Below are 21,376 nucleotides of genomic sequence, written 5' to 3'. Positions count from 1 at the left end.
CCAGGCCGCCCCGGCAGCACCCGTCAGGAGGGCGGGAGACCGCGTGACCGGCCCCGCGCGGCCCGCACCCGGCACCGCACCGGCCGGGGTCACGGCTCCAGCAGGCGCGGCGACAACGCCCCGCACGGCACGAGTTCCACCTCGGCGCCGGCGTCCCGCAGATCGGTCAGCACCAGCTCGTCGTACATGAGCAGTCCCGACTGCTCGGGCCACACGACCGCCCACACCCACAGCCCGAGCGCCTCGCCCGCGAAGACGGCCCGGTCGTCCGGGCTGCCGGTGACGTGCCAGAGCGGGGTGGGGCGGCCGGCGGCGAGGACCTTCGCCTGGGCGGGCTTCTCGACGTTCATGTACGGCCCCGGGTCCGGGCCGTCGATGCCTGCGTACCGCGCGCCGAGGCCGACGCCGAGTTCCTCGGCGACCAGGATCAGCTCCCCCACACCGCCCAGCGGGCCCGGCCCGGTGCAGGCCACGGCGGTCGCGCGGCCGCCACTGCGGTCGTCGCCCGCGCAGGCCACGCCCGTGAAGAGCCAGCCGACAGGCAGCGGCCACGGCATCCACACCGGTACCTGCGTGCGGTGCACGACGACATCGAGGGCCTCGACACTGGGTGGGATCACGGGCTGGAGCGGATGCACGGTGCCGTGCACGTCGCACTGCCAGGCATCGGAGAAGAGTCCGGGAGCCCTGACCCGGCCACCACACTTCGGGCAACTGGGTTCGCCCCTCATAGGGCCCCACGGTCCTACCCCTGCTCCGCCACGTCAAGGACGATCACCCGTCCGGACGGAACCCCTGACGAGGGAAAATTACATGTAACTTGCATTAATTAGCTGCGCTAACTTATTATGTGTAAACGACAACGATCCCGGAAGGGGAGCAGGCATGCACACCAGTACAGGGGGTCCCGCCGACGGCGACCCGTTCGACTCCGGGGCGGGCGGCCTCCTGCGGCAGCCGAAGGCCGTCTGGGCGACCGCCGGCGCGTCCGTCGTCGCCTTCATGGGCATCGGACTCGTCGACCCGATCCTGCCGTCCATCGCCCAGGGCCTGGACGCCACCGCCAGCCAGGTCTCCCTGCTGTTCACCTCGTACTTCCTCATCACCGCCGTGGCCATGCTGGTGACCGGCTTCGTCTCCAGCCGCATCGGAGGCAAGAAGACCCTGCTGCTCGGCCTCGCCCTCGTCGTGGTCTTCGCGGGCCTCGCCGGCACCTCCGGGTCGGTCGCCGAACTCGTCGGCTTCCGGGCAGGCTGGGGCCTCGGCAACGCGCTCTTCGTCTCGACGGCCCTCGCGGTCATCGTCGGCGCCGCGGCCGGCGGCAGCGCGGCCGCCATCCTCCTCTACGAGTCCGCCCTCGGCCTCGGTATGGCGTGCGGCCCGCTGCTGGGCGCGCTGCTCGGTGACGCCAGCTGGCGCTACCCCTTCTTCGGCACCGCGTTCCTGATGGCGGTCGGCTTCCTGTGCGTCACGGTGTTCCTCAAGGAGCAGCCGCGGCCCGCGCGCAAGACCTCGCTGCTCGACCCGCTCAGGGCGCTCGGCCACGGCGGGCTCGCCTCGGCGGCGGTCTCGGCGTTCTTCTACAACTACACGTTCTTCACCGTGCTGGCCTTCACCCCGTTCGTGCTGAACATGACGCCGTACAGGTCAGGCGCGGTCTTCTTCGCCTGGGGTGTGCTGCTCGCCGTCTTCTCGGTGATCGTGGCGCCGCGCCTGCAGAAGCGGTTCGGCTCGCTGAAGGTGCTCGGCGGTTCGCTGGTGCTGCTCGCGGCCGACGTGCTCGCCCTCGGATACGGCGACCACACCACGGCCGTCGTCTGCACGATCCTGTCCGGCGCGTTCATCGGCGTGAACAACACGGTGTACACGGAGCTCGCGCTCGGCGTCTCGGACGCGCCGCGCCCGGTGGCGAGCGCCGGCTACAACTTCGTGCGCTGGTTCGCGGCCGCCGCCGCGCCGTACTTCGCGCCGAAGATCGAGGAGTGGACCGACATCCACGTCCCGTTCGCGGTCGCGGCGGTGACGGCGGTGCTGGGCGCGGTCGTGGTCGTCGTACGGCGCCGGGCGCTCACCCACGACGCACAGGAACACGAACCGCGGCACGCGACCGAGGACAGCGTCACCGTGTTCGCCAACTGACCTGCGTCAGCCGTGAGTTGGTGACATGGATCACTCCAGCGGGACGGACGTGCGGGACGGATCCCGCAGGTCCGTCCCGTGCGTCAGCCAGCGCTCCTGGAGGGCCTGGGCGCCGTGCACCCGTTTCCAGGCGGCCTCGTTGGGAGTCATCGGCAGCAGCGGCAGAAACCGTACGGGGTCGAGCGGCTCGTCGAGTGCGAGGTCCTCGACCAGACCGCCGGGCTCGGCGACCAGCACCGAGGTGAACGGGGCGCCGGGCCACAGGGGTTCACCGACGTCGAGGGACGCGCCGGGCGTCACGACCACGCCCTCGACCTGCGGGGACGCGGCGAGGACGGCGAGCGGGCGGAGCACCTTGTCGGTCTCGGCCAGGCCGCCGCGGACCGACAGGACCAGCTCGGCTCGCGGCCCCCTGACCGGGTCGGCGAGCATCGCGGTGGGATCGCCCATCGGCTGCGCGGACATGCCGAGCGTGGCGTAGCGGACGATGTCGCCCTCCTGGAAACGCAGCACCTCCAGGCGGTCGGTACCGACGAAGGTGACCGCGGCGCGCGCGTCCGGTTCGCCCAGCGCGGTGCGCAACCGGGCCTCGACCAGAGGAAGAACATCTGCCATGCCGCGAGCATAGAACTCACCAGTAGCGGGCAAAGCAGCGCCTTGACACTTCAGCCGGCTGTTACTCTTGCCCGGTGGTTCGGGGCAGCACGCAGAAGCGTCGCGATCGAGTCCCGACACCGACGAGAGTCCCCTGCGGGGGCTCCCCGCAAGGGGATTGGATCGTCCCTCACGAGGGACCGGCCGGAGGAGGTGGGGCTGCAATGGACCGAAGTCACCCGTGCAGTAGCACCCGCTCTTCCCGCCGCTGATGTAGCTGCTCCGGCTCTGGCTGGCCGCCACCTCTCGCACTCGCCTCACCGCGGAAGAGCGCTTCGTTTCGTTGTACCTGATCCGTCTGATCCGTCTGATCCGCATCAGTGCCTGTATCAGTAGCGAAGCTCGCCACCGCGACGGTGCGGTGCTCCCCGCTTTGTGGACGTGCCGAACATCCTTCCCCTGCCCGCGGGCGGGGAGCCGTGGAGGACGTCCCCATTCCGGGCAGTTCCATCCGTTCGCGGGCGGCCTTTCGTTGCTTGTTCGCGAAGGAGCCTGCCATGTCGATGATCCGTGACCTGCGTGCCGTCGTCCGCCCGTCCCGCCCCTCCCCGCGCAAGGAGAGCGGCGTCTACGACACCACCCGCGACCCCTCGACACCGTCGGCCGTCATCGACTGCGCGGTCTACCGCGACGGCGCCCGCGTCGCGTCGGTGAAGCCGCTGACCCCGCACGAGGCGATGCGCCAGGTGCGCCGGGACGGCGGGTTCGTGTGGATCGGCCTGCACGAGCCGACCGAGGCCGAATTCTCCGGTATCGCGGGCGAGTTCGGACTGCACCCGCTGGCCGTCGAGGACGCCGTGCAGGCCCACCAGCGGCCCAAGCTGGAGCGCTACGACGACTCCCTGTTCACCGTCTTCAAGACCATCCACTACGTCGAGCACGACCAGCTCACCGCCAACAGCGAGGTCGTCGAGACCGGCGAGGTCATGTGCTTCACCGGACGGGACTTCTTCATCACCGTCCGGCACGGCGGCCAGGGCTCGCTGCGGGCACTGCGGCACCGGCTGCAGGACGACCCCGAGCTGCTCGCCCGGGGCCCCTCGGCCGTGCTGCACGCGATCGCCGACCACGTCGTCGACGGCTATGTCGCGGTCGCCGACGCGGTGCAGGACGACATCGACGACGTGGAGACCGAGGTGTTCTCGCCGGGCCGCCGGGGCGGGGTCTCACGCGGTGTCGACTCGGCGCGGATCTACCAGCTCAAGCGGGAGGTGCTGGAGTTCAAGCGGGCGGTCTCGCCCCTGCTGCGGCCCATGCAGCTGCTGAGCGAGCGGCCGATGCGGCTGATCGACCCGGACATCCAGAAGTACTTCCGGGACGTCGCCGACCACCTCGCCCGGGTGCATGAGCAGGTCATCGGCTTCGACGAACTGCTCAACTCGATCCTCCAGGCCAACCTCGCGCAGGCGTCCGTGGCGCAGAACGAGGACATGCGGAAGATCACCTCATGGGCCGCGATCATCGCCGTACCGACGATGGTGTGCGGGGTGTACGGCATGAACTTCGACTACATGCCCGAGCTGCACTGGAAGTTCGGCTACCCCGTGGTCATGTCGGTCATGGTGGGCATGTGTGTGGGCATCCACCGCACGCTCAAGCGCAACGGCTGGCTGTGAGCCCGCGTGGATAGGCTGCTGCCATGACTAGCGAGCTGCTCGGCCAGGCCCTCGTCGAGGAGGCCACGAAGAAGTCCGGCCTCATCTGGGTCCGGGGCCCCGGCGGACCGGCCCGCGCCCTGTGGCACGTGTGGCACGAGGGCGCCGCCTGTCTGGTCGGCGACGGGCCCGGCGAACAGCCGCTGCCGGCACTGACCGCGGGCGCCGACGCCGAGGTGACCGTCCGCAGCAAGGACAAGGGCGGCCGCCTGGTGTCGTGGACGGCGACGGTCGTCGAGCCGGCGCCCGGGTCGCCCGCGTGGGAGGCGGCGGTCGCCGAGCTGAAGGGCAAGCGGCTCAACGCCCCCGACGGCGAGGCCATGACGGAGCGCTGGGCGCGCGAGTGCCGGGTGCTGCGCCTGGAGCCCACCGGAGCGAGGGCCCCGATGCCCGACGGCAGTCTGGCCGAGGCACCGCTGCCGTCCCCGGCGACCACCCGGCAGCCGGCGCCGGCCGCCCTGCCCCGGCTGCTGTTGAAGCGGCGCCGGCGCGGCGGGGCCCAGCCGTAGCGCGGGGTCAGGACGACGGCAGCTGCTGCCCGTAGTCCACCGTCTCGTCGGGCGCCGGTTTTTCCACGGCGAAGTCCTTGCCCCAGTCCGAGAAGGCGAGCGTGCCCGCGCCGCCCGCCCGCGCCAGGCGCAGCGGATACGGCTTGCCCTCCAGGGAGACGTCGAGGGTGCCGCCGGAGCCCTTGTCGCCGGTGAGGCGGATGGTGCGGACGCCCGCCTGCTCGTGGTGGCCGTCGGTCGCCAGCTCGCCGTGCAGCGTCAGCAGACCTTCGAGGAGAACGTCCTTGTCCGTGAACCCGCTGAACTTCTTGTACGCCGGGTCGCCCTGCGGCACCTTCACGAACTTGCCGCCGAGCTTGTCGGCCGCGCCGGAGTCCCCGCCGCCGTCCGCCTGGTTCCAGAACCCGGCGTCGGCCTTCAGGTACAGCTGCTCCCCGATGCGCAGCAGCCGGAACGCCATGCCCTGGGAGGTGACCGAGCCGCTGCCGCCCTCGGGCTTCAGGCGCATGTCGAGGGTGTACGCGCGCCCGCTGGTGACGACGGTCCCCGACAGGTGTACGGCCTCGGCGGACCCGGCGGCCGTGCGGGTCCTGGACTGGATCTGCTCGGGCTTGAGTCTGCCGACCCCGTTGGTGCCGGCGTCCGGATCGTCGGAACCGCATCCCGTCAGCCCCGTCGCCGTCACGGCCAGGGCGCAGACCGCGCCCGCCAGTGCGGTCCAGCGGGTACGGCGCCGGGGAGTCACAGTCACAGGTGGGTGCCTTTCTGGCGGAGGTCCGGAGCGGCGTACGGCAGCGTACCGGGGCGGTGGCGGCCGGGTGGAGCCAGACCGTCCGAAGCGCTCACCAGGGCGTATCCGAACGGGACGGGCTAGCCTGAAGCCCACCCGGGCGGGCAATGGGGATAAGACACCCGGCATCGGTACACCCAGCGGAAGCAGAAGCGGAAGACCCGCGCAGGACACCCCACCGGACACCGAGCACGCGGTACGCGACACGCGGCGCGCACCCGCGGGAAAAGGAAGCACAGCCATGGCAGCGGGCGTCCCCCGGATCTTCGTCTCGCACCTCTCCGGCGTCGCCGTCTTCGATCCGAGCGGCGACCAGGTGGGCCGCGTGCGCGATCTGGTCGTCGTGCTGCGGGTGGGCCGGCGCCCGCCCCGGGTGCTCGGACTGGTCGTGGAACTCTCCACCCGGCGCCGTATCTTCCTGCCCATGACCAGGGTCACCGGCATCGAGTCCGGTCAGGTCATCACCACCGGTGTGCTCAACGTCCGCCGCTTCGAGCAGCGGCCCACCGAGCGACTGGTCTTCGGTGAGCTGCTCGACCGGCGCGTCACCCTCGGGGAGACCGGTGAGGAGGTCACCGTCCTCGACGTGTCGGTGCAGCAGCTGCCGGCCCGCAGGGACTGGGAGATCGACCGCGTGTTCGTCCGCAAGGGCGGCAGGAGCGGCGCGTTCCGGCGCCGGTCGGGCGAGACGCTCACCGTCGTGTGGTCCGCCGTCACCGGCTTCTCCCTGGAGGAGCAGGGGCAGGGCGCGGAGAGCCTGCTGGCCACCTTCGAGCAGCTGCGCCCCGCCGACCTCGCCAACGTCCTGCACCACCTCTCCGCCAAGCGGCGCGCCGAGGTCGCCGCCGCCCTGGACGACGACCGTCTCGCCGACGTGCTCGAGGAGCTGCCGGAGGACGACCAGATCGAGATCCTCGGCAAGCTGAAGGAGGAGCGCGCGGCCGACGTCCTGGAGGCGATGGACCCCGACGACGCGGCCGACCTGCTGTCCGAGCTCCCCGAGGAGGACCAGGAGCGGTTGCTGAGCCTGATGCAGCCCGCCGACGCGGCCGACATGCGGCGCCTGATGTCGTACGAGGAACACACCGCGGGCGGTCTCATGACCACCGAGCCGATCGTGCTGCGGCCGGACGCGACCGTCGCCGACGCGCTCGCCCGCGTCCGCAACGCCGACCTGTCCCCCGCCCTCGCCGCCCAGGTCTACGTCTGCCGGCCGCCCGACGAGACGCCGACCGGCAAGTACCTGGGCACGGTCCACTTCCAGCGGCTGCTGCGCGACCCGCCGTACACGCTGGTCGGCGCGATCATCGACGACGACCTGCAGCCGCTGGAGCCGGACGCGGCACTTCCGGTCGTCGCGGGGTTCTTCGCGACGTACGACATGGTCGCGGCGCCCGTCGTCGACGACGCGGGGGCGCTGCTGGGCGCCGTGACCGTGGACGACGTGCTGGACCACATGCTGCCGGACGACTGGCGCGAGACGGAGTTCCACCTCGACGAGGACGACACCGGGGACGCGGACGGGAACGGGAACGGGAACGGGAACGGGGCCAGGGACAAGGACCAGGGGGAGGCGGCCGCGCATGACTCCTGAGCGTGAGAGCGGCCGCGACCGCACGCCCGCCGGCGCGACCGCCGGCACCCGGCACCGCCCGCGGCTCGACCAGCCGCGCCCGCCGCGCCGCCGGCTGCTTCCCGAGTGGGACCCGGAGGCCTTCGGCCGGCTGTCGGAGCGCATCGCGCGGTTCCTGGGCACCGGGCGGTTCATCGTCTGGATGACGATCGTCATCATCGTCTGGGTGCTGTGGAACATCTTCGCGCCGCGTGACGTGCGCTTCGACAACTACCCGTTCATCTTCCTGACGCTGATGCTCTCCCTCCAGGCGTCCTACGCGGCCCCGCTGATCCTGCTCGCCCAGAACCGGCAGGACGACCGCGACCGGGTCAACCTCGAACAGGACCGCAAGCAGAACGAGCGGTCGATCGCGGACACCGAATACCTCACCCGCGAGATCGCCGCGCTGCGGATCAGGCTGGGTGAGGTCGCCACCCGCGACTGGATCCGCTCGGAGCTCCAGGACCTGGTCAAGGAGCTGGACGACCGGCGCGACGGCCACAGCGGCCGTGACCCGCACGAGGGCCATGTCGTATTCCCGGCAGAACGACCGCACGGACGTGACGTAGACGACCGCTGACGGGCTTTCCGGCGCCCCAGTGCCGCGCCGTACCATCGACCCTATGGCTACGGAAGACGCGGTGCGCGAAGCACTGGCGACGGTGAACGACCCCGAGATCAACCGGCCCATCACCGAGCTGGGGATGGTCAAGTCGGTGGAGATCGGCGCGGACGGAGCGGTCGCGGTCGCGGTGTACCTGACGGTCTCCGGCTGCCCGATGCGGGACACGATCACGCAGCGGGTGACGGAGGCGGTCACGCGCGTCGAGGGCGTCACGCGCGTCGACGTCGAACTCGACGTGATGAGCGACGAGCAGCGCAAGGAACTGGCGACGGCGCTGCGCGGCGGCCAGGCGGACCGCGAGATCCCCTTCGCCAAGCCGGGCTCCCTGACCCGGGTGTACGCGGTCGCGTCCGGCAAGGGCGGTGTCGGCAAGTCCTCGGTGACGGTGAACCTGGCGGCGGCGATGGCCGCGGACGGTCTGAAGGTGGGCGTCGTCGACGCCGACATCTACGGCCACTCCGTACCCCGCATGCTCGGTGCGGACGGCCGTCCCACCCAGGTCGAGAACATGATCATGCCGCCGTCCGCGCACGGCGTGAAGGTCATCTCGATCGGCATGTTCACCCCGGGCAACGCCCCGGTCGTGTGGCGCGGCCCGATGCTGCACCGCGCGCTCCAGCAGTTCCTCGCGGACGTGTACTGGGGCGACCTGGACGTGCTGCTCCTGGACCTGCCCCCGGGCACCGGCGACATCGCGATCTCGGTGGCGCAGCTGGTCCCCAACGCGGAGATCCTGGTGGTGACCACCCCGCAGCAGGCGGCGGCCGAGGTCGCCGAGCGGGCCGGCTCGATCGCCGTGCAGACCCACCAGAAGATCGTCGGCGTGGTCGAGAACATGGCGGGCCTGCCCTGCCCGCACTGCGGCGAGATGGTCGACGTGTTCGGCACGGGCGGCGGCCAGTCGGTCGCCGACGGCCTGACCCGTACGACGGGTGCGAGCGTCCCCGTGCTCGGCAGCATCCCCATCGACGTCCGGCTGCGGGAGGGCGGCGACGAGGGCAAGCCGGTCGTCCTGACGGACCCGGACTCCCCGGCGGGCTCCGCCCTGCGGGCCATCGCGGGCAAGCTCGGCGGCCGCCAGCGCGGGCTGTCGGGCCTGTCCCTCGGGATCACCCCGCGCAACAAGTTCTGAGACATGCGGGCGGGCCCCCGGGGTGCTTGAGCGCCCCGGGGGCCCGCCCGTGTCGTCCGTTGCCCGCCGGCCCGCGCGGGCGGCGACCAGAACGGTGACGGCGGGCGCGCCGGGCGGTCCCGCCGCCGGCGCCCCGGCCGGTGTCGCGGCTACGCGTACGCCGAGATGTCCTTGATCATGGCGAAGCCCAGCCCGTACGCGCTCATCCCTCTGCCGTACGCGCCCACGTGGACGCCCTCCTGCGTCGAACCGGCCAGCACCCAGCCGAACTCGGACTCGCGGTAGTGGAAGGGCGTCGGCACGCCGTCGACCGGGAGGGACAGCGTGGACCAGTCCTCACCGGCGAGGTCGTCGGCGAGGGCCCACGCGGTCTCGGTCTGCTGCTCCAGCCAGTCGTCGCGCAGCGAGTGGTCCATCTGACCCGGCCAGGTGAAGGACAGCAGTCCCACCCCCGCGAGCCAGGCCGCGGAGGACACCGAGGTGGCCTCCAGGAGGCCGGTGCCGTCGGCGCTGCGGCGTACGGGGTTGGCCGCGACGGTGACCACCACCGCGAACTTCTCCCGGTCCTGCGTGCCCTCGTTGCGTACGGAGGGCTCCTCCCCGTGTCCGATCGAACCGTGCTCGACGGCCCCGTCGGCCGCCGTCCCGACCTGCATCAGCCAGCGCGGCCCCGTGAACGCCTCGTCGAGGCCGTACCACGGGAAGGGCGCCAGGAGGTAGCCGTCCACCGTGCGCCGGGCGGAGGGGACCTGCTGTCCGCCCTCCGCGGCCGGCGTCTGCGCGACCGCCCTGCTCGTCGTCTCCATGTGCCCGGACGCCTCCTCGCTCTCGTCGGACCGGAGCGGCCCGCCCCCCTTCGGGCGGCCGTGCTCGTTCTGGTACGGCCCGCCCAACAACTCGGCAGCATAGCCACCCCGCTCCGGGCAGCCGGGAAACCGCCCGCCGCGTGGGTCGCCCGGAGGCCCGGGTTCAGGCCGCGGAAGGGGCGGCGGACGTATGAAACGCGTCACGTACGGCCGTGCCGGGGAACCCGGGTGGCCTACGGCCCGACCGGCGTACGGCCTTCAGCGGGCGTACGGCCTCAGCGGGGCGTACCGCCTCAGGTGGCGTCCGCGTCGTAGGGCGGCCGCTCGTCGTCGCCGGGGTTCTCGGGCTTCTTCGTCATGTCGATCCGGCCGCCGGAGGACCCGGACGAGGAGGTGGAGGACGTGTCCGTGTCGCGGCTGTGCACCGCGTCGGTGACCTCGGCCATCTCCTTCTTCAGGTCGAAGCCGTTGCGGATCTCCTTGAGCCCCAGCTCGTCGTTGTCCAGCTGCTTGCGGATGAACGTCTTGGGGTTGAGGTCCTCGAACTCGAAGTCCTTGAACTCCGGGCCGAGTTCCTGCCGGATGTCCGCCTTCGCGCTCTCCGAGAACTCGCGGATCTTGCGCACCGTCCGCATGACGTCCTGGATGACCTTCGGGAGCTTGTCCGGACCGAAGACGAGCACGGCGAGGACAACGAGCGTGACCAGCTCGAGCGGTCCTATGTCATTGAACACCTGAAGCTCCTTGCGATGTCCTCGGTCCACGGCCCTCGGTGGTCTGTGCGGTCTTCCGTGGTCCGGGCCGGGTCCACGGTACCCGGCGATCCCGTACGACCGGTACTGTCCCGGGCACTCCGAGTGCGCCCGCCCGAGGGGTTTTCCGGTTGTTTGCCTTGCCGTGCCCCGCGCGGCGCGGCCGGCGGGGCCGCGGGTGTGAGGTTCCTGTGGATTCGGGGGCGGGTTCCGGGGCGGTTCCGGGGCGGGTGGCCGCTGCGGCTCAGCGGGCGTCGGCGGAGCCGGGGCCCAGCGTGATCGCCCACCGGGCTGCGGCGCGGCCTGGGGCAGGCGTACGTCACCGATCCCGCCTCGCGCTCCGGACAGGCGCCTGTGGCCCCGGCTGCACCCCCGGAGACCAGCGCGAGCAGCACGGCTCCGCCCACGCCGCCGCGGGTCCTCCGCCGGTCCCTGGATTCAACCAGGCTCGCGGGGCACCGCGCGGAGGCCGCTCAGCGGGTGAAGGGCGAGGAGGAGGGGGAGGAGGTCGCGTCGGGGACGGGCCGGAGCAGGCCCGGGGCGGTGAACTCCCCGGCGTTGGACCACGAGGTCAGGGTCAGCGGCGGACTGGCACTGAACGGACGTATCAGCGGGGACATGACGGCGGCGCCGGCCATGACGGGCGCCGTCAGCGTGTCCACCGCCTCCTCGGCCAGGCCCGCGCCGGCGGCGGCGGTGATCCCGGGCAGCAGCGGCGCGGACACCGCGGTCGAGGCCGCCGCCGGGACGTCACCCAGGGTGGACCGCTGTCCGAGACCCTGCGCGAGCAGGGAGCCGCGGCGTCGCTGGTTCTCCGGAGCGGTGACCGCTCCCGAGCCCTGGGTGCGGGCGGGTGTGACGTTGCTGCCGGTGCCGGTGCCGCCGCGGGCGTCCGCGGCCGTGTCGGTCGGCACGCCGCCCGTGACACCGCCGAGGGCGATCGCGGCCAGGGACACCGCCCCGGCGGCGGCGAACGCGAACCGCATGCCGCGCGAGGCCGACCGTTCGGCGTCGTGCCGGCTGACGTCGTGGACCCGGAACCCGCCGCGGTCCGCCGAGGCGGCGGCCGGCAGCACGGAGGGGTGCGGCCGGACGGGCACGTAGGAGAAGTCGAAGCGCTCCGAACGGCGCGTCCCGAAGGCGCCGGAGCCTCCGTGGACGCCGAACCCTCCCGCGGGCGGGGACTGGCCGTGGTCGGAGGTGCCTCCGCCGGGCAGCCCCTGGAGGCGGGCCAGGAAACTCTCGGAGGGCGGCGGCGGGGCGGCTTCCGCGAAGACGTTCTTCAGGCGGCGCTGTGCGTCGGCCTCGGCCTTGCACTTCGCGCAGGTGGCGAGGTGGGCGAGGACGCGGTCGCGGGACTCGTGGCCCAGCTCTCCGTCCACCAGGGCGGCGAGTCGGTCTCCCAGGTGCTGCTCGGCCAGGAACCGCTCTACGGAATCGGGTCGGGATCCACTCACGCGGTCGCGCCCCCTCCTCCCAGAGCGGGCACACGGGGCATGAAGGAACGGCGCTCGGCGCGTGCTTCCGGCGAACGGTGCGCGAGGGCCTTGCGCAGCTGCGAGCGGCCACGGTGGATACGGGAGCGGACCGTGCCGAGCTTGACGCCCAGGGTCGCGGCGATCTCCTCGTACGAGAGGCCCTCGATGTCGCACAGGACGACCGCCGCGCGGAACTCGGGGGCGAGGGTGTCCAGGGCCTGCTGCACGTCCGCGTCGAAGTGGGCGTCGTTGAAGAGCTGCTGCGGGGACGGCTCGCGGCTGGGCAGCCGCTCGGCCGCGTCCTCGCCGAGGGCGTCGAAACGGATGCGCTGCTTGCGGCGGACCATGTCCAGGAACAGGTTGGTGGTGATGCGGTGCAGCCAGCCCTCGAAGGTGCCCGGCGAGTACGTCGACAGCGAGCGGAAGACGCGGACGAAGACCTCCTGCGTGAGGTCCTCGGCGTCGTGCTGGTTACCGGTCAGGCGATAGGCCAGACGGTAGACCCGGCCGCTGTGGGTGCTGACGATGTCCTCCCAGGTCGGAGGAGTCCACGCCGGCCCGTCCGCGTCGGTCCCGAAGGTCGCGGTCTGGGCCTGGTCAGCGGCGTGGCTGTGGTCAGCAGCGGTGTCGTTCACGGATCTCGGCCTGCCCGCCGATCCGAGAAGGCGCCTGAGCGCTCCTCCCCGATCCACAGACGTCGCCGCACCTCCCCTGTCGGCTCTGATGGTGTCCAGCGGAGCCCCTACCATAGCCACCTCGCCCGTTAGCTCCGGATAAGCGGTTTTACGAGAAAATGATGTGCGCTGGCCCGGCTCGTGCGGACGCGTCGGCGGTCGCCGGAGCCCCGGTCCCTCATCGTGATCCAACTGTGTCCCCCCGCGTCGTCCCGCACCCCTCTAAACGCCCGGTCCCATCAGCAGGTTCCCGGCAGCAACGGATACAGTCACGCCCAGGCAACCACGGGGACAGGAGAGGGTCATTAGCGGCAACCGGCAGACGAGCTGGGCGTTCGCCGACGCCTACGTCGCCGAGGACGAAGTGCTGCGCTGGGCCCGCGACCGGGCCCGTGAGGCGGGCCTGCGCTCGGTGTCGCCCGGCACGGGCGCGGCCCTGCGGTTGCTGGCGGCCTCGGTGGACGCGAAGGCGGTCGCGGAGATCGGCACCGGCACCGGCGTCTCCGGGATCCATCTTCTGCACGGCATGCGGCCGGACGGGGTACTGACCACCGTGGACCCGGAGCCGGAGCACCAGCAGTTCGCCCGCCAGGCCTTCCGGGCGTGCGGTTTCGCCAGCAACCGGGCCCGTTTCATCCCGGGCCGCGCCCTGGACGTCCTGCCCCGGCTCGCGGACGCCGGCTACGACCTCGTCTTCTGTGACGGCGACCGGCTGGAGTTCCTGGACTACCTCGCTGAATCGTTGCGCCTGCTGCGTCCCGGTGGCCTGGTGGTCTTCGAGGGCGTCTTCGCCAACGGCCGGACCGTGGACTCGGGGCCGCAGCCCACCGAGGTGCTGCGGCTGCGGGAGCTGCTGCGCGCGGTACGTGAGAGCCAGGAACTGGTGCCGTCCCTGCTCCCCGTGGGCGACGGGCTGCTCTGCGCCGTCAAACGCTGACCCCGCGCCCCGTGGCGCCGAGGGCGGAAAAAACAGTCGCCCCGGCACCGCGTGCGGTGCCGGGGCGACTGAACGGGTATGGTCGCTCCCGCGTCAGCCGACGACCTTCTTGAGGGCGTCGCCGAGCGCGTCGGCCTCGTCAGGGGTCAGCTCGACGACGAGCCGACCGCCGCCTTCGAGCGGAACGCGCATGACAATGCCCCGCCCCTCCTTTGTCACCTCGAGCGGGCCATCGCCCGTCCGCGGCTTCATGGCCGCCATGCTCGTTCCCCTTCCTGAAACCAGCTCATCGTCAAAGCCGACGGCCCTGGAGGGCACGCGCAGCCCGACGAAGGACACGCGACACCGGCATCGAACACATTGCTTCCAGGCCATTATCCCGCATCTCAGGACCCGATGACCAACATCAGTCGGCATCGCTTGGGCAACGCGCGCGAGCAAAACCACTCAATTCGGCGATCTGACTGCGATACTGCGCCGCCGCACGGACTTCCGCGCACCGGAAATCCGCCGGAATTCTTTGACGCAGGTCACACGTGCGGCCCGGTCGCCCGCCGGTGATCTCCGCCATGCTGTCCTTCGGACCACACCGGGACGTGCCGACGGGTACGTCCGAGCCGCGACACCGGAGGGGTTACACCATGGCCGACACCGTGCTCTACGAGGTCAGTGACGGGCTCGCGACGATCGTGCTGAACCGCCCCGAGGCGATGAACGCGCTGGACATCGCCACCAAGGTCGTCCTGCGGGAGGCGGTGGAGTCCGCGGCGGCCGACGACGCCGTACGGGCGGTGCTGCTGACCGCGGCCGGGGAGCGGGCGTTCTGCGTGGGGCAGGACCTCAAGGAGCACATCGGGTTGCTGGCCGCCGACCGGGAGACCGGCTCGGGGCACACCATGACCACGGTGCGCGAGCACTACAACCCGATCGTGCGGGCGCTGACGGGCATGGCCAAGCCGGTGGTGGCCGGGGTGAACGGTGTCGCGGCCGGAGCCGGCTTCGGCTTCGCGCTGGCCGCCGACTTCCGGGTGGTGGCGGACACGGCGGCGTTCAACACCTCGTTCGCGGGTGTCGCGCTGACCGCCGACTCGGGGGTGTCCTGGACGCTGCCGCGGGTCGTGGGCCCCGGCCGCGCCACCGACCTGCTGCTCTTCCCGCGCAGCATCACGGCGCGGGAGGCGTACGACCTCGGCATCGCGAACCGTCTCGTACCGGCGGCCGACCTGCGCGCCGAGGCCGAGAAGGTGGCGCGGGCGCTGGCCGCCGGGCCGACGGTGGCGTACGCGGCGATCAAGGAGGCGGTGGCCCACGGGCTGTCCCACTCCCTGGAGGAGACCCTGGAGAAGGAGGACGAGCTGCAGACCCGGGCGGGCGCCTCCGAGGACCACACGATCGCGGTCCGCGCGTTCGTGAACAAGGAGAAGCCGGAGTACCTGGGGCGGTGAGCGCCGGCCTGGCCGCTCAGGTCCGGCGGGCCACGCAGTCCGCCAGGTGATCGTCGACCAGGCCGCACGCCTGCATCAGCGCGTACGCCGTGGTGGGGCCGACGAACCGCAGGCCCCGCTTCTTGAGGGCCTTCGAGAGGGCCGTGGACTCCGGGGTGATCGCCGGGACGTCCCCGAGGGCCTTGGGGGCCGGCCCGGGGGCGGGCGCGTGGGACCAGATCAGCTCGTCCAGCTCGCCCGGCGCCCAGTCGGCCAGCACGCGCGCGTTGGCGAGGGTCGCGTCGACCTTGGCGCGGTTGCGGATGATGCCGGGGTCGGCGAGGAGCCGCTCCCGGTCGTCGTCGGTGAAGGCGGCGACCGAGGAGATCCGGAAGCCGGCGAAGGCGGCGCGGAAGCCGGGGCGGCGGCGCAGGATCGTGATCCAGGACAGGCCGGACTGGAACGCCTCCAGGCTGAGCCGTTCGAACAGGGCGTCGTCGCCGTGGACCGGACGTCCCCATTCCCCGTCGTGGTACGAGACGTATTCCGCGGCGGACAGGGCCCAGGGGCAGCGCAGTGCGCCGTCCGGGCCGGCGAGGGCGGTGCCGTCGCTCACTGCCCGCCCTCCGGGGCGTGCCACTGCCCGTGGTCCCGGGCGGGCTTCTCCATGGAGACGTGGGCGGGGGCCGCCTGGGCGCCGGCCAGCGCGGACTCCAGGTCGGCGATACGGGCGTCCCGCTCGGCGAGTTCGGCGCCGAGGCGGCCGAGCGCGTCGTCGACGTCGGCCATGCGGTAGCCGCGGGCGGCGAGCGGGAAGCGCAGGCTGTCCACGTCCTCGCGGCTCACCGGGCGGTCGGGGGGCAGGGGGTCCTGCAGCCGCTCGGGGGCGGCCTCCGGCAGCGGACCGTCACCCTCGCCGCCGCCGACCACGGCGAGCGTCACCGCGGCGACCACCACGGCGAGCGCGACGACCAGGAACAAGAACATAACCATCGCTGGGTCCCCTCGAATGTGTCAGGGTCCGATCGTGCCATGCGAGTCTGGCAGTCAGGGCCGAAGAGGGCCGAAGACCAGCAGGTACCAGGAGAGGTCACAGGGAATGCTCAGGCTGGGCAGGCGTGTGTTCGAGGCGCACGAGCCGGTGGTCATGGCGATCGTGAACCGGACCCCGGACTCCTTCTACGACCGGGGAGCCACCTTCCTCGACGAGCCCGCCCTCGCGCGCGTGGAGCAGGCGGTGGCGGAGGGCGCGGCCATCATCGACATCGGCGGCGTCAAGGCCGGGCCGGGCGAGGAGGTGACGGCCGAGGAGGAGGCGCGGCGGACCGTCGGGTTCGTGGCGGAGGTGCGACGGCGCTTCCCCGACGCCGTGATCAGCGTGGACACCTGGCGGCACGAGGTCGGCGAGGCCGTGTGCGAGGCGGGCGCGGACCTGCTGAACGACGCGTGGGGCGGCGTCGACCCGCGGCTCGCGGAGGTCGCCGCGCGGTACGGGGTGGGCCTGGTGTGCACGCACGCGGGCGGCGCCGAACCGCGGACCCGGCCGCACCGGGTGGCGTACGACGACGTCATGGCCGACATCCTCCGGGTGACCGTGGGGCTGGCCGAGCGGGCGGTGTCGCTGGGGGTGCCGCGGGAGTCGGTGCTGATCGATCCGGGGCACGACTTCGGCAAGAGCACCCGGCACAGCCTGGAGGCGACCCGGCGGCTGGAGGAGATGGTGGCGACGGGGTGGCCGGTGCTGGTGTCCCTGTCCAACAAGGACTTCGTCGGGGAGACGCTGGACAAGCCGGTGAAGGAGCGGGTGATCGGCACGCTGGCGACGACGGCGGTGTCCGCGTGGCTCGGGGCGCAGGTGTACCGCGTGCACGAGGTGGCGGAGACCCGTCAGGTGCTGGACATGGTGGCGTCGATCGCGGGCCACCGACCGCCGGCGGTGGCCCGCCGGGGACTGGCGTAGCACGCCGGTGGTGGCCCGCCGGAGACTGGCGTAACCCCCCGGCGGGGGCGGCCGGAGACTGGCGTAACACCCCGGCGGGAAGCGGCGCGGCAACCCGGCGAGGGCACGGCGAGGGCGCCGGTACAGCGCCCCCGCCCCATCCCTTCCCCCTGGGATCGCGCCCCCCGGGGTCACGCGTCGTACGTCGTCGGTGTCGTCCCTCGTCGGTCGAGAACCACACGCCCGCGGCCACGGCCTGAACCAGGAACGGCGGCACGCCGGGCGCACGGCGAGCCGGCCCCTCCCATGACGACCGCGGTTCAGCCGACGGCCGGGGCCGTCAGCGCCCCGCCTCCTTCGACACCAGAGCCACCGCCTCGTCCACGTCGTCCGTGACGTGGAAGAGCATCAGGTCCTTCTCCGCGGCCTTGCCCTGGGCGATCAGCGTGTTCTTCAGCCAGTCGACCAGGCCGCCCCAGTACGCGCTGCCGAACAGGACGATGGGGAAGCGGGTGACCTTCTGGGTCTGGACCAGGGTGAGGGCCTCGAAGAACTCGTCGAGCGTGCCCAGGCCGCCGGGCAGAACCACGAAGCCCTGGGCGTACTTCACGAACATCATCTTCCGCACGAAGAAGTAGCGGAAGTTGAGGCCGATGTCGACGTACTGGTTGAGCCCCTGCTCGAACGGCAGCTCGATGCCGAGGCCGACCGAGGTGCCCTTCGCCTCGCAGGCCCCCTTGTTGGCGGCCTCCATCGCGCCGGGCCCGCCGCCGGTGATCACCGCGAAGCCGGCCTCGACCAGGCCGCGGCCCAGCCGTACGCCCGCCTCGTACTCGGGTGAGTCCACCGGGGTCCGCGCCGAGCCGAACACGCTGATGGCGGCGGGGAGTTCGGCGAGGGTGCCGAAGCCCTCGATGAACTCCGACTGGATGCGCAGCACGCGCCAGGGGTCGGTGTGGACCCAGTCCGACGGGCCGCCCGCGTCCAGCAGCCGCTGGTCCGTCGTACTGGCCTGCACCTGATCGCGCCGTCGGAGAACCGGTCCCAGGCGCTGCTCCTCCGGCGGCTGCTTCTTCCCCTCGGGGTTCCCGGTAGCCATGTGCGCTCCCTCCGATCGCGGGTCTTTCCACCTCAGCGTAGATCTACGGGGGTTACGTGCGGGGGACGTCGGCATGTCCGCCGCGCAGCGCCGTACGGACGCCGCCGCCCCGCTTGGTCGTCGTCAGGACGTCAGCCAGTGCCGCAGGCGTTCCTCCGCCTCGGGAATCAGTGACGCCCGCACCCGTTCGTCGACGCGGTGGGCCAGCAGGGGTGCGCCGGGGCCGTAGTTGACGGCCGGTACGCCCAGGGCGCTGAACCGGGCGACGTCGGTCCAGCCGAACTTGGGGCGGGCCTCGCCGCCGACGGCGGCCATGAAGGCGGCCGCCGCCGGGTGGTTCAGGCCGGGGCGGGCGCCGCCGCTGTGGTCGTCGACGACGAACTCGTCCACACCGCAGTCCGCGAAGTACTCCCGCACGAACGCCTCGGCGTCCTCGGGGCTGCGGTCGGGCGCGTAGCGGAAGTTGACGACGAGGGTGCAGGAGTCGGGGATGACGTTGTTGGCCACGCCGCCCTCGACGCGGACGGCGTTGAGGCCCTCGTGGAACCGGAGTCCGTCCACGACCGGGGTGCGCGGCTCGTAGGCGGCGAGCTTCGCCAGGGCGGGGGCCGCCGCGTGGACCGCGTTGGAGCCCATCCACGCGCGCGCGGAGTGCGCACGCTGTCCCGTGAACCTCAGGAACATCCGCAGCGTGCCCTGGCAGCCGCCCTCGACCTGACCGTCCGTCGGTTCGAGCAGGACCGCGAAGTCGCCCTCCAGCCACTGCGGATGCGCCTCGGCGACGTGCTTGAGGCCGTTGAGGTGGGCGGCGACCTCCTCGTTGTCGTAGAAGACGAAGGTCAGGTCGCGGTTGGGGGCGGGGACGGTGGCCGCGAGGCGGAGCTGGACCGCCACCCCGGACTTCATGTCGCAGGTGCCGCAGCCCCAGAGCACTCCGTCCTCGTCCAGCCTGGAGGGCACGTTGTCCGCGATCGGCACCGTGTCGATGTGCCCGGCGAGGATCACGCGTTCGGCACGGCCCAGGTGCGTGCGGGCCACGACGTTGTTGCCGTGGCGGTCGACCGTCAGGTGGGGAAGGCCGCGCAGGGCGGTCTCGATGGCGTCCGCGAGCGGCTTCTCGGCGCCGCTCTCGGAGGGGAAGTCGACGAGCCGCGCGGTCAGCCCCGCGGCGTCCAGCGTGAGGTCAAGCGGGGTATCGGCCATGCCGTCGACCCTAGTGCCCCGGCGGTCGGCCCCCTGCTTCCCACCCGGCGCGGGGGGCACAGGGGCCTCCAGTACCTTGTACGCGTGCCAGAGCCGTCCCCCACCTCTCCCCAGCGCCGCCGTGGCCGTCTCCTCCGCCTCGGCGCGGCCTTCGTGGTCCTGCTGTCCGTCGCCGGTTACCTCGTGGTGCAGTACGTCACCGGTGGCGCGGGCGGACCCGGCTGCAAGGTCGTCTCGCGCGACGGGACCGCGGCGGCGTACGACCTCACGCCGGAGCAGGCGGTGAACGCGGCGACGATAGCGGCGGTGGGCACCGGGCGCGGTCTGCCCGAGCGGGCCGTTACCATCGCGCTGGCGACCGCGCTCCAGGAGTCGGGGCTGCGCAACATCCGCCACGGCGACCGGGACTCGCTCGGCCTGTTCCAGCAGCGGCCCTCGCAGGGCTGGGGCACGGCGAAGGAGATCATGCAGCCGACCTACGCGGCGGGTGTCTTCTACGAGCACCTGGCCAAGGTGCCCGGCTACACCGGGCTGCCGCTCACCGTCGCCGCCCAGCGCGTGCAGCGCAGCGGCTACCCGTCGGCGTACGCGAAGCACGAACCGGACGCCGTGCTGCTGTCCGCCGCGCTCACCGGGACCTCGCCGGCCACGCTGACCTGTGACGGCCGGCAGACCGACGCCGTGGCCGCGGGTCCGGACGGGGTGCGGTCCGCGCTGGTCCGGGACTTCGGGCGCGACGTGCTGGAGCCGGTGGGCGCGGAGGTGAGCGACCCGAAGGCGTCGCCGTCGCCCACGGCGAGCGCGTCCACGGGCGGCGGGCGGACGGTGACCCTGCCGGTGGCCGCCGACGCGAAGGGCGCCAAGGGGACGGGCGAGCGCCGCAGCGCCCGGCAGCGGGGCTGGCAGCTGGCGCACTGGGCGGTGGCCAACGCCTCCGCGCTGCACATCGAACGCGTCGCGTACGACGGGCGGGAGTGGACCGCCGGGAACACCGACAGCCAGTGGCGGACGAGCGGAACGCGCGTCGCCGGCGGGACCGCGGCGGACACCGGGACGGGCACGGTGCGGATCGTGACCGCGCAGTAGTGCGGACGATCACCCGCAGGGGTCACGCGGGGCGGCCTCGGGAGACACCCTCGGCGGGTTTGCCCGCGCTGCTTCCGGCGACGGCCCGATCCCTTGCGGACAAAGGGCTGTACGGGTCGACGCGCTTTCGGGACGGGCACTCTTTGCCCGTTATTATCCACAACCGATAATGCGACGCATTACCAACTCTTTACGTCGGGCCGCCGCAACCTTCGGGGGGTTCGAGCGGTAGTCACTGCGTCCGAGCCCGGACGATCAACCGCCGGCCGGTCCACAGCCGGACGGCCGGACCGCGGTCGACGTGCGGGCACGGACGACAGTTCATCGTTTCCTCCCGTCGAAGGAGCACCATGTCCCTCCCCCTGACCCGTCGGATCGCCCGTGCCGCGCTGCTTGTCGCTGCGGGGGCGGCCGCCGGGGTCGGTGCGGCCGGCTCCGCCAGTGCGGCCCCCGAGCTTCCGGCCGCTCCGAACCTCGGCGCGCTCACCGCGCTGGACGGCGCGAACGTCGGCAACCCCGTGGACGGAGCGGCCGCGAAGGTCTCCGGGCTCGCCGGCGACACCGGCGGCAAGGCCGTCAAGAAGGCCGTGCCGACCGCCGGCAAGGTCGCGAAGCTGGCGGCGCCGGTCGCGCAGAAGGCCGCCGGAGAGATCCTCGGTGACACCACGAAGACCGCCACCAAGGGCGGACTGCCGACGGACGCCCTGACCAAGGGCGGGCTGCCGACCAGCTCCCTGCCCACGCAGGGCCTCCCGCTCGGCGGCTGACGGCCCTCACGCCCGCACGCGGACGGGGGGGGGAGGGGGGGACTCCCGGGCCCCGCCGTTCGCGTGCGTGGACCCCAAGAGCACGACGGACC

Annotated in this window: 24 protein-coding genes; 11 read left to right on the top strand and 13 right to left on the bottom strand. The window is 72.4% G+C overall.

The window, feature by feature from the left end; all coding sequences use genetic code 11:
• Positions 1-89: 89 nt before the first annotated feature.
• Complete coding sequence (locus AC07AZ_RS18800) at positions 90-731, bottom strand: DUF6758 family protein (RefSeq protein WP_478849024.1); 642 nt, start codon at positions 729-731, stop codon at positions 90-92.
• 154 nt (positions 732-885) lie between these two features.
• On the opposite strand from AC07AZ_RS18800, the gene AC07AZ_RS18795 reads away from it, so the two are divergent.
• Positions 886-2,139: an MFS transporter gene (locus AC07AZ_RS18795; protein WP_478849022.1), complete on the top strand. Its 1,254-nt coding sequence runs from the start codon at positions 886-888 to the stop codon at positions 2,137-2,139.
• 30 nt (positions 2,140-2,169) lie between these two features.
• Here the strand turns inward: AC07AZ_RS18795 and AC07AZ_RS18790 are convergent, their stop codons facing one another.
• Positions 2,170-2,754 (bottom strand): suppressor of fused domain protein, encoded by a 585-nt coding sequence (locus AC07AZ_RS18790; protein ID WP_478849020.1) that lies wholly within the window; start codon positions 2,752-2,754, stop codon positions 2,170-2,172.
• A 536-nt stretch (positions 2,755-3,290) separates the two neighbouring features.
• Between AC07AZ_RS18790 and AC07AZ_RS18785 the strand changes: the two genes are divergently transcribed.
• Together AC07AZ_RS18785 and AC07AZ_RS18780 are read left to right on the top strand one after the other, a co-directional pair.
• Complete coding sequence (locus AC07AZ_RS18785; RefSeq protein ID WP_478849018.1) at positions 3,291-4,409, top strand: magnesium and cobalt transport protein CorA; 1,119 nt, start codon at positions 3,291-3,293, stop codon at positions 4,407-4,409.
• A gap of 23 nt (positions 4,410-4,432) precedes the next feature.
• Positions 4,433-4,957 (top strand): hypothetical protein, encoded by a 525-nt coding sequence (locus tag AC07AZ_RS18780; RefSeq protein ID WP_478849016.1) that lies wholly within the window; start codon positions 4,433-4,435, stop codon positions 4,955-4,957.
• A 7-nt stretch (positions 4,958-4,964) separates the two neighbouring features.
• On the opposite strand, the gene AC07AZ_RS18775 is transcribed toward AC07AZ_RS18780, so the two are convergent.
• Complete coding sequence (locus AC07AZ_RS18775; RefSeq protein WP_478849014.1) at positions 4,965-5,708, bottom strand: hypothetical protein; 744 nt, start codon at positions 5,706-5,708, stop codon at positions 4,965-4,967.
• 280 nt (positions 5,709-5,988) lie between these two features.
• Between AC07AZ_RS18775 and AC07AZ_RS18770 the strand changes: the two genes are divergently transcribed.
• The 3 genes from AC07AZ_RS18770 to AC07AZ_RS18760 are packed head-to-tail and all read left to right on the top strand — an operon-like array spanning position 5,989 to position 9,119.
• A complete protein-coding gene (locus tag AC07AZ_RS18770; RefSeq protein ID WP_478849012.1) occupies positions 5,989-7,341 on the top strand; it encodes a magnesium transporter MgtE N-terminal domain-containing protein in 1,353 nt (450 codons plus the stop codon).
• Entirely contained in the window at positions 7,331-7,942 is a 612-nt protein-coding gene (locus AC07AZ_RS18765; protein ID WP_478849010.1) for a DUF1003 domain-containing protein, read from the top strand. Before AC07AZ_RS18770 ends, AC07AZ_RS18765 begins: the two co-directional genes overlap by 11 nt.
• Positions 7,943-7,985: 43 nt before the next feature.
• Positions 7,986-9,119: an Mrp/NBP35 family ATP-binding protein gene (locus AC07AZ_RS18760; protein ID WP_478849008.1), complete on the top strand. Its 1,134-nt coding sequence runs from the start codon at positions 7,986-7,988 to the stop codon at positions 9,117-9,119.
• Positions 9,120-9,268: 149 nt separating this feature from the next.
• On the opposite strand, the gene AC07AZ_RS18755 is transcribed toward AC07AZ_RS18760, so the two are convergent.
• The 4 genes from AC07AZ_RS18755 to sigE form a co-directional block, all read right to left on the bottom strand.
• Positions 9,269-9,925 carry a hypothetical protein gene (locus tag AC07AZ_RS18755; RefSeq protein ID WP_478849006.1) on the bottom strand — a complete coding sequence of 219 codons (657 nt, stop codon included), beginning with the start codon at positions 9,923-9,925 and terminating at the stop codon, positions 9,269-9,271.
• A 293-nt stretch (positions 9,926-10,218) separates the two neighbouring features.
• Entirely contained in the window at positions 10,219-10,659 is a 441-nt protein-coding gene (locus tag AC07AZ_RS18750; protein WP_478849004.1) for a sec-independent translocase, read from the bottom strand.
• 491 nt (positions 10,660-11,150) lie between these two features.
• Positions 11,151-12,134, bottom strand: coding sequence for an anti-sigma factor family protein (locus tag AC07AZ_RS18745; RefSeq protein ID WP_478849002.1), 984 nt, complete (start codon positions 12,132-12,134; stop codon positions 11,151-11,153).
• Positions 12,131-12,904: an RNA polymerase sigma factor SigE gene (sigE, locus tag AC07AZ_RS18740; RefSeq protein WP_478849000.1), complete on the bottom strand. Its 774-nt coding sequence runs from the start codon at positions 12,902-12,904 to the stop codon at positions 12,131-12,133. The genes AC07AZ_RS18745 and sigE overlap by 4 nt, the downstream gene beginning before the upstream one ends.
• 229 nt (positions 12,905-13,133) lie before the next feature.
• Here sigE and AC07AZ_RS18735 point away from each other — a divergent pair, with 229 nt between their 5' ends.
• On the top strand, positions 13,134-13,766 hold the full coding sequence (locus tag AC07AZ_RS18735) for an O-methyltransferase (RefSeq protein WP_478849136.1): 633 nt from the start codon (positions 13,134-13,136) through the stop codon (positions 13,764-13,766).
• A gap of 93 nt (positions 13,767-13,859) precedes the next feature.
• Here the strand turns inward: AC07AZ_RS18735 and AC07AZ_RS18730 are convergent, their stop codons facing one another.
• Both AC07AZ_RS18730 and AC07AZ_RS18725 read right to left on the bottom strand, forming a co-directional pair.
• On the bottom strand, positions 13,860-14,027 hold the full coding sequence (locus AC07AZ_RS18730) for a DUF3117 domain-containing protein (RefSeq protein ID WP_003966491.1): 168 nt from the start codon (positions 14,025-14,027) through the stop codon (positions 13,860-13,862).
• A gap of 145 nt (positions 14,028-14,172) precedes the next feature.
• Positions 14,173-14,337, bottom strand: a complete 165-nt coding sequence (locus AC07AZ_RS18725; RefSeq protein ID WP_478848998.1) for a hypothetical protein — start codon at positions 14,335-14,337, stop codon at positions 14,173-14,175.
• A gap of 70 nt (positions 14,338-14,407) precedes the next feature.
• Between AC07AZ_RS18725 and chcB the strand changes: the two genes are divergently transcribed.
• Positions 14,408-15,211 carry a 2-cyclohexenylcarbonyl CoA isomerase gene (gene chcB, locus AC07AZ_RS18720; protein ID WP_478848996.1) on the top strand — a complete coding sequence of 268 codons (804 nt, stop codon included), beginning with the start codon at positions 14,408-14,410 and terminating at the stop codon, positions 15,209-15,211.
• A 16-nt stretch (positions 15,212-15,227) separates the two neighbouring features.
• Here the strand turns inward: chcB and AC07AZ_RS18715 are convergent, their stop codons facing one another.
• Together AC07AZ_RS18715 and AC07AZ_RS18710 are read right to left on the bottom strand one after the other, a co-directional pair.
• Positions 15,228-15,806, bottom strand: coding sequence for a DNA-3-methyladenine glycosylase I (locus tag AC07AZ_RS18715; RefSeq protein ID WP_478848994.1), 579 nt, complete (start codon positions 15,804-15,806; stop codon positions 15,228-15,230).
• Positions 15,803-16,177 carry a DivIVA domain-containing protein gene (locus AC07AZ_RS18710; protein WP_478849134.1) on the bottom strand — a complete coding sequence of 125 codons (375 nt, stop codon included), beginning with the start codon at positions 16,175-16,177 and terminating at the stop codon, positions 15,803-15,805. Before AC07AZ_RS18710 ends, AC07AZ_RS18715 begins: the two co-directional genes overlap by 4 nt.
• Before the next feature lie 112 nt (positions 16,178-16,289).
• On the opposite strand from AC07AZ_RS18710, the gene folP reads away from it, so the two are divergent.
• Positions 16,290-17,150: a dihydropteroate synthase gene (folP, locus tag AC07AZ_RS18705; protein WP_478848992.1), complete on the top strand. Its 861-nt coding sequence runs from the start codon at positions 16,290-16,292 to the stop codon at positions 17,148-17,150.
• A 319-nt stretch (positions 17,151-17,469) separates the two neighbouring features.
• On the opposite strand, the gene AC07AZ_RS18700 is transcribed toward folP, so the two are convergent.
• Complete coding sequence (locus AC07AZ_RS18700) at positions 17,470-18,228, bottom strand: LOG family protein (protein ID WP_478848990.1); 759 nt, start codon at positions 18,226-18,228, stop codon at positions 17,470-17,472.
• A 123-nt stretch (positions 18,229-18,351) separates the two neighbouring features.
• Positions 18,352-19,431, bottom strand: a complete 1,080-nt coding sequence (gene dapE / locus AC07AZ_RS18695) for a succinyl-diaminopimelate desuccinylase (protein ID WP_478848988.1) — start codon at positions 19,429-19,431, stop codon at positions 18,352-18,354.
• An 84-nt stretch (positions 19,432-19,515) separates the two neighbouring features.
• Here dapE and AC07AZ_RS18690 point away from each other — a divergent pair, with 84 nt between their 5' ends.
• Entirely contained in the window at positions 19,516-20,517 is a 1,002-nt protein-coding gene (locus AC07AZ_RS18690) for a VldE C-terminal domain-containing protein (RefSeq protein WP_478848986.1), read from the top strand.
• A 350-nt stretch (positions 20,518-20,867) separates the two neighbouring features.
• Positions 20,868-21,284 (top strand): ATP-binding protein, encoded by a 417-nt coding sequence (locus tag AC07AZ_RS18685; RefSeq protein WP_478848984.1) that lies wholly within the window; start codon positions 20,868-20,870, stop codon positions 21,282-21,284.
• Positions 21,285-21,376: the final 92 nt, after the last annotated feature.

Source organism: Streptomyces sp. NPDC043878, assembly GCF_056435735.1.
This window is presented reverse-complemented; position numbering and strand designations above follow the sequence as displayed.

Bases quoted from the DNA above. Each gene is read 5' to 3' on its own strand.
- AC07AZ_RS18790 (WP_478849020.1), bottom strand. From the start codon at position 2,754: ATGGCAGATGTTCTTCCTCTGGTCGAGGCCCGGTTGCGCACCGCGCTG.
- AC07AZ_RS18725 (WP_478848998.1), bottom strand. From the start codon at position 14,337: ATGGCGGAGATCACCGGCGGGCGACCGGGCCGCACGTGTGACCTGCGT.
- AC07AZ_RS18780 (WP_478849016.1), top strand. From the start codon at position 4,433: ATGACTAGCGAGCTGCTCGGCCAGGCCCTCGTCGAGGAGGCCACGAAG.
- AC07AZ_RS18760 (WP_478849008.1), top strand. From the start codon at position 7,986: ATGGCTACGGAAGACGCGGTGCGCGAAGCACTGGCGACGGTGAACGAC.
- folP (WP_478848992.1), top strand. From the start codon at position 16,290: ATGCTCAGGCTGGGCAGGCGTGTGTTCGAGGCGCACGAGCCGGTGGTC.
- sigE (WP_478849000.1), bottom strand. From the start codon at position 12,904: ATGGTAGGGGCTCCGCTGGACACCATCAGAGCCGACAGGGGAGGTGCG.
- AC07AZ_RS18795 (WP_478849022.1), top strand. From the start codon at position 886: ATGCACACCAGTACAGGGGGTCCCGCCGACGGCGACCCGTTCGACTCC.
- AC07AZ_RS18710 (WP_478849134.1), bottom strand. From the start codon at position 16,177: ATGTTCTTGTTCCTGGTCGTCGCGCTCGCCGTGGTGGTCGCCGCGGTG.
- AC07AZ_RS18730 (WP_003966491.1), bottom strand. From the start codon at position 14,027: ATGGCGGCCATGAAGCCGCGGACGGGCGATGGCCCGCTCGAGGTGACA.
- AC07AZ_RS18685 (WP_478848984.1), top strand. From the start codon at position 20,868: ATGTCCCTCCCCCTGACCCGTCGGATCGCCCGTGCCGCGCTGCTTGTC.
- AC07AZ_RS18800 (WP_478849024.1), bottom strand. From the start codon at position 731: ATGAGGGGCGAACCCAGTTGCCCGAAGTGTGGTGGCCGGGTCAGGGCT.
- AC07AZ_RS18765 (WP_478849010.1), top strand. From the start codon at position 7,331: ATGACTCCTGAGCGTGAGAGCGGCCGCGACCGCACGCCCGCCGGCGCG.
- AC07AZ_RS18700 (WP_478848990.1), bottom strand. From the start codon at position 18,228: ATGGCTACCGGGAACCCCGAGGGGAAGAAGCAGCCGCCGGAGGAGCAG.
- AC07AZ_RS18755 (WP_478849006.1), bottom strand. From the start codon at position 9,925: ATGGAGACGACGAGCAGGGCGGTCGCGCAGACGCCGGCCGCGGAGGGC.
- chcB (WP_478848996.1), top strand. From the start codon at position 14,408: ATGGCCGACACCGTGCTCTACGAGGTCAGTGACGGGCTCGCGACGATC.
- AC07AZ_RS18785 (WP_478849018.1), top strand. From the start codon at position 3,291: ATGTCGATGATCCGTGACCTGCGTGCCGTCGTCCGCCCGTCCCGCCCC.
- dapE (WP_478848988.1), bottom strand. From the start codon at position 19,431: ATGGCCGATACCCCGCTTGACCTCACGCTGGACGCCGCGGGGCTGACC.
- AC07AZ_RS18770 (WP_478849012.1), top strand. From the start codon at position 5,989: ATGGCAGCGGGCGTCCCCCGGATCTTCGTCTCGCACCTCTCCGGCGTC.